Origin of the sequence: Microbacterium testaceum, from assembly GCF_001476655.1 — a bacterium.
Classification (GTDB): Bacteria; Actinomycetota; Actinomycetes; order Actinomycetales; family Microbacteriaceae; genus Microbacterium; species Microbacterium testaceum_C.
In genome coordinates this window covers 1-5,247 of sequence record NZ_LDRT01000088.1, presented here as the reverse complement: position 1 = coordinate 5,247, position 5,247 = coordinate 1, and the positions used below count along the sequence as shown (strand labels likewise).

Sequence of the window (5,247 nt, the reverse complement as noted above, 5' to 3'; positions counted from 1 at the left end):
GATGAGCAGCACCACGACGGCCACGGCGACCCACGGACTGAGCGTCAACAGGGCCGTTCCACCGATGAGCAGGATCATCAGCAGCTCCTGCGGGGCGTAGGCCACGGAGGAGAGGGCGTCGGAGGCGAAGATCGGCAGCGCCATCTTCTTGGGCAGGAGCTGCTCGTCGAGTTTTTCCGACGTCAGAGGCTCGCCGATGAGGATGCGCTTGGCCATCGGCGTCTCCACGCCGGGCTCGCGACTTTCTTCAGTCACGGCGCGCGACATTACGCGCACTGAGGGTCATGCGCAATCTGACGCGCTCGACGTTCATGGCATGGTCGCCAGACCGTGATGATGGGGGGTTCCGCATCGGGGGCGCTCTCGCCGTCGTCCGGTGCCGTCCCGACGCGTGTGCACGGGGCCGCGGCGAGGGTCAGCGCCCGAGGGCCTCGAACTCGGCCGCCGCGGCCACCGTCGTGCTGCTGTTCGCGTGGCCGGACGGGCGCGGTCTCACCGGAAGGATCGGCGGCGTCGCCTGGTCGACGACCGCGAGGGCGTGGTGAGTCCGTCGGTCGATTCCGGTGCGGGCCTCACGGGCCGATGACGATCTTCGACACGGCCGGCTTGCTGGTGGCCACCGGCGCGAAGCGCGGCAAACGGTACTCGGCCAGTGAGAGCCTCATTGCCATCCGCCGGAAGGTGGGGCTGGGGCGGGCATGGAACGCCGTCGACCCCTTCGAGAACTGAGCGACGGCATCTCTCCGCCCCACCCGGCGTCTCGGAGGCGCGGCCGGGTGCGGTGTCGCCGCCCGCTACCGTAGGCGCATGGGGGAGCCATTGTCGGCCGCAGATGCACGCATCCTGGCGCTGGAGTCCGACGTCGTCCACGGGCACGCGCTGAAGCTGCTGGTCCTCGAGCCGGGTGAGGCCCTCGACCTCGAAACGGTGCGCGCGAGCGTCGCCGCCCGGCTTCCGGCCTTCCCTCGCGGCCGGCACATCGTGGTCGATGAGGACGGCCGCCCCGCGTGGGTCGACGCCGGCGAGGTCGATCTCGCCCACCACGTTCGTCAGCGTCCCGCCGCTGACCCCGGGGCGCTGCGCGCCGCCGTCGGACAACTCATGTCCGAACCGCTGGATCGCTCACGCCCTCTGTGGACGATCGACCTCATCGGTCCGCTCTCGGACGGGCGCGAAGCCCTCGCGATACGCCTCCACCATGCCGTCGCCGACGGGCTCACCGCGGTGCGCTTCCTCGAGTCGGTCGTGCTCGAACCGCACGACGCCCCGGCGCACGAGGTCGGCATCCGCGATCCCGAAGCCCGACCCTCCCGATGGAGCGAATGGGAACGGATGCCGCTGACCCTGGCCCGCGAGCTCGGTCACCCGGGCTCGCACTCCCCGTTCGACCGCCCGATCACCGCGCGCCGCGCTCTCGCCTTCGTCGATGTGCCGCTGGACGAGGCCCGCGCGGTCGGGCGCTCCCGTCCCGAGCACGCGACGGTCAACGACGTCTTGCTCGCCGTGATCGCGGGCGCGCTTCGGCGCCGTCTGGTGCACCACGGTCACGTTCCGCGGCTGAACGCCCAGGTGCCGGTGAGTCTGCACGAACGCGGCGAGGACGCCGGGGCATCCGGAAACCGCGATTCGTTCGTCGATGTCGGCCTGCACCTGCACGAGGGCGACGACCTGCGGCGGCTCGACCTGATCAGCGCCGACACCCGCGTGCGCAAGCACGGCCACGATGCGCGAGGACTCGACGAGCTGTTCCATGCCCTCGCCGCGGCCGGACCCCTGGCGGCGGCGCTTCGCGGTCTCGTGGACGACCCGCGCGAGTTCGCGCTCGCCGTGTCGAACGTCCCGGGCCCCCGGGTGGCGGTGTCGGTCGGGGGCCGTCGCGTCGCGCACGTCTACACGTCGTCGGAGCCCGGTCCCCGCCACGCGCTGCGCGTCGCCGCGATCTCGAACGATCGCTGGCTCGGCATCGGTTTCTGCGTCGATCCGGGTGCGGTCCCCGACGTCGAGCTCCTCGCCGACGCCGCGCACGACGCCTGGGAGGCGCTGCGCGCGTGAGTGAGGGCCTCGCGAAGCGGGTGACGGGTACCGTCGCGCGGAGCCCGTGGGCCGAAGACCGGGTATCGGCATCCGGTGCCGGCGGTCTGCGACGCGACTCCGCGTGACCGCACAGCCGTGTCCGCGGGGGCAGGACGGGCGGCTCCGCCCGCTCCCGACGTCTTTCGACGCCGTTGCAGTTGCCGCCCCGGGGTCGACCGGTCCACCTAGGCTGGGCGCGGGAGGAGTCGCATGTCGTCGAGAGCGGGGCGCGCGCAACGCGTCGGTCGAGGGATCGCCGCGGCCGCCGTCGCGACCTTCATCGCGACCGTCTCGCACGCCTCGGTGGGCGCCGAGCTCCCTCCCGCGCTGAACATCGCCCTCGCTCTCTGTCTGGCGGCACCGGTCTGCGTGCTGCTGGCCGGACGCACGGCGTCGTGGTGGCGTCTGTCGCTCGCTGTGGTGCTCAGCCAGGCCGTGTTCCACGGCATCCTGGCCCTCGATCTGCGCGGAGACGGCGTCGCCGCAGCGGGAGGGCATCACGGGGCGCCCGCGGCGCTGCTCGATGCCACCGGATCGAGCCACGCGCTTGTCGCGCACGGCTCGCACTCGCCCTGGATGTGGGCGGCCCACGCCTTCGCCGCGGTCGTCACGATCCTCGCGCTCGGTCGAGGCGAACACGCCGTTCGGGTCATCGCGCAGTTCTTCCACGCGGCGCTCGCCGTGCTGCGCCCCTTCCGTGGGCTCACCCCGCAGACGGACGACGTTCGCACCGCGCCCGAGCCGCTCCTGCTGACGACGGCGATGACCGTGCTGTCGGTGATGAGGCATCGAGGTCCGCCGCTCGCGGCGTGATTCCTCGACACTCTCACCCTCGCGCGACGCGAGTCGCTCGCGCGCGCCTTCGCAGAAAGCAGCACCATGTCTCGTACTCCCTTCCTCCGCCGCGCCCTCGTGGGTCTCGCCGCGGGCGCCGTGCTCGCGATCGGCGTGCCCCTCGCGGCATCCGCTCACGTCACCGTCAACCCGAACACCGCCACCCCGGGCAGCTACGCAACGGTCAACTTCCGCGTTCCGACCGAGTCGGAGACGGCCTCCACCGTCAAGCTCGAAGTCACCCTGCCCACCGACACCCCGCTGAGCGCCGTCCTCGTGCAGCCGGTTCCCGGCTGGACCGCCACCGTCGAGAAGGGCGCGCTGCCCGCGCCCGTGCAGGTGGAGGGCAACACCATCAGCGACGCTCCCTTGAAGATCGTCTGGCAGGCCGACCCCGGCGTCGGAATCGGCCAGGACCAGTTCCAGATCTTCTCGGCCGTGCTCGGCCCCGTGCCCGACGTCGGCCACCTCGTGCTGCCCGCGCAGCAGACCTACTCCGACGGGTCCGTCGTCGACTGGGCGGCGACCCCGGATCAGGTCGCGGCCGACTCCTCGCTCGAGCCCGCGCCCGTGCTCTACGTCAACGACACTCCGCCGACCGGGGAGCACAGCCACGGCGCGGCCTCGGCCGCCCCGTCATCGACGGAGCACGACGGGGATGCCATGGCATCCGGTTCGACGTCGGACTCTTCGGGTGCCGCTCTCGGTCTCAGCATCGCCGCGCTCGTCGTGGGCGCGATCGGGGCCGTGCTCGGAGCCCTCGCGTTCGCCCGCCGTCCGAAGCGCGGCTGAGCGTGCGCCGGTCGAACGCCCTCGCGCGCACCGCGGTGATCGCGGCGATCGCCCTGGGCGCCGTGCTCGGCGGAGCCCAGGCCGCTTCGGCGCACGACAGCCTCGAGTCGACGTCGCCCTCCTCGGGTGCGACCGTGTCGTCGCTGTCGGAGGTGTCGCTCGACTTCAGCGCCAACCTGCTCGGGTACGACGGGGGCAACATCGTCATCGTGCTCGGGCCGGACGGACGCCACTACGAGACGGACTGCGTCGACCTGTCCGGGCCGACACTCACGGCCCCGGTCGCGCTCGGGGCCGCCGGTGAGTATCAGGTGGAGTGGCGGGCCATCTCGTCGGACGGGCACCCCATCTCGGGGTCGTTCTCGTTCACGTCCACGGCCGCCGGTACGTCGGCGGGGGCCGAGCAGTCCCCCTGCGCGGCGGCCGTCAGTGCGGGGGAGGCTCCCTCGGCGTCGCCCGACACGGCTCCGACCGGCGGCCTGTCGGGCCTCACGCTCGGGCTCCTCGTCGGCGGAGGCGTCGTGGTTCTCGTGGGCGTCGTCGTCGTGATCATCCTCCGGACGCGTCCGCGCGAGGAGTGACGCGCCGCCGTGGCGCCGCCGTCCCGCGGAGGTGGGGTGGGGGCGCCACGGTCGGTGCGTCCCGCGGCAAGGTCTTCCGGGTGGCGCGTGCCGCCGCGCGGAGTCGGCCGCGGACACGCCGGTTCACGGCATCCTGAACCGGCGTTTCACCCGGGAACTCCGCCGGAACGCGACGAGCAGGATGCCGCGGCCTACAGGTCCTGCCCCGCTACCGCGAACGTGTCGCAGGCGTTCACGCCGCCCTCGCGTCCGGCGTCGAACCAGCGCCGGCGTTGTTCGCTCGAGCCGTGCGTCCAGCTCTCGGGGTTGATGCCGCGACCGGACTCCGCCTGGATGTGGTCGTCACCGACCGCGGCGGCGGCGGCAAGCGCATCGTTGACCTGCTGCGCCGTCGGCGGCTGCAGGTAGGGCGTGCCGTCCTCGTCGACCTGATCGCCGGCGGCCGCGACCCAAGCGCCGGCGAAGCAGTCCGCCTGCAGTTCCGTGCGCACGCCGTTGCTGTCGGGGCCGGTGCCGTTGTTCGGGTACTGCTCCATGACCCCGGTGAGGTTCTGCACGTGATGGCCGTATTCGTGCGCGAGCACGTAAAGCTGCGCGAGGGGCCCCGCGGTGGTGTCGTACTGCTCGCGCAGGATCGCGAAGAACGTCGGATCGACGTAGACCGTCTCGTCGGGCGGGCAGTAGAACGGGCCGGTCGCGTTCGAGGCCGTGCCGCACGAGGTGCCGGTCGACTGATCGACGATGATCAGCTGCGGTTCGCGGTAGCCGTCGAGGCGTTCCTGCCAGAACTGATCGATGTTGAGGGATGCCGCCGCCAGTCGGCACGAGTCGTCGCTGTTCGCGTCGGCCCCGGTTTCGCAGTTCGCGATGGCTTCCCCGCCGCTCTGCGGGCCCCCGCCGGTCCCGCCGCCGATCAGCCCGGTCAGGTCGGTGTTGGTGAACAGCGAGATGAGCAGCACCACGACGG

General features: G+C 72.2%; 6 protein-coding genes and 1 pseudogene. 5 read left to right on the top strand and 2 right to left on the bottom strand.

Annotated features, from left to right (window positions below):
- Nucleotides 1–267 (bottom strand): annotated as a pseudogene (locus NS220_RS12920) (DNA-binding protein); the annotation flags it as partial.
- A 315-nt stretch (nucleotides 268–582) separates the two neighbouring features.
- On the opposite strand from NS220_RS12920, the gene NS220_RS20185 reads away from it, so the two are divergent.
- The 5 genes from NS220_RS20185 (at nucleotide 583) to NS220_RS19375 (ending at nucleotide 4,280) form a co-directional block, all read left to right on the top strand.
- Nucleotides 583–729 (top strand): hypothetical protein, encoded by a 147-nt coding sequence (locus NS220_RS20185; RefSeq protein WP_193755364.1) that lies wholly within the window; start codon nucleotides 583–585, stop codon nucleotides 727–729.
- Nucleotides 730–807: 78 nt separating this feature from the next.
- Nucleotides 808–2,052 carry a wax ester/triacylglycerol synthase domain-containing protein gene (locus NS220_RS12910; RefSeq protein ID WP_058624456.1) on the top strand — a complete coding sequence of 415 codons (1,245 nt, stop codon included), beginning with the start codon at nucleotides 808–810 and terminating at the stop codon, nucleotides 2,050–2,052.
- 231 nt (nucleotides 2,053–2,283) lie between these two features.
- Nucleotides 2,284–2,886: a hypothetical protein gene (locus NS220_RS12905; protein WP_058624455.1), complete on the top strand. Its 603-nt coding sequence runs from the start codon at nucleotides 2,284–2,286 to the stop codon at nucleotides 2,884–2,886.
- A 66-nt stretch (nucleotides 2,887–2,952) separates the two neighbouring features.
- Nucleotides 2,953–3,699 (top strand): YcnI family copper-binding membrane protein, encoded by a 747-nt coding sequence (locus NS220_RS12900; protein ID WP_058624454.1) that lies wholly within the window; start codon nucleotides 2,953–2,955, stop codon nucleotides 3,697–3,699.
- A gap of 2 nt (nucleotides 3,700–3,701) precedes the next feature.
- Entirely contained in the window at nucleotides 3,702–4,280 is a 579-nt protein-coding gene (locus NS220_RS19375) for a copper resistance CopC family protein (RefSeq protein ID WP_058624453.1), read from the top strand.
- A 191-nt stretch (nucleotides 4,281–4,471) separates the two neighbouring features.
- On the opposite strand, the gene ypfJ is transcribed toward NS220_RS19375, so the two are convergent.
- Nucleotides 4,472–5,247, bottom strand: a 776-nt coding sequence (gene ypfJ, locus NS220_RS12890) for a KPN_02809 family neutral zinc metallopeptidase (protein WP_058624452.1), incomplete at its 5' end; no start/stop codon positions are given.

Excerpts from the sequence above, each read along its gene's own strand:
- NS220_RS20185 (WP_193755364.1), top strand. The coding sequence starts at position 583 with ATGACGATCTTCGACACGGCCGGCTTGCTGGTGGCCACCGGCGCGAAG.
- NS220_RS12910 (WP_058624456.1), top strand. The coding sequence starts at position 808 with ATGGGGGAGCCATTGTCGGCCGCAGATGCACGCATCCTGGCGCTGGAG.
- NS220_RS12905 (WP_058624455.1), top strand. The coding sequence starts at position 2,284 with ATGTCGTCGAGAGCGGGGCGCGCGCAACGCGTCGGTCGAGGGATCGCC.
- NS220_RS12900 (WP_058624454.1), top strand. The coding sequence starts at position 2,953 with ATGTCTCGTACTCCCTTCCTCCGCCGCGCCCTCGTGGGTCTCGCCGCG.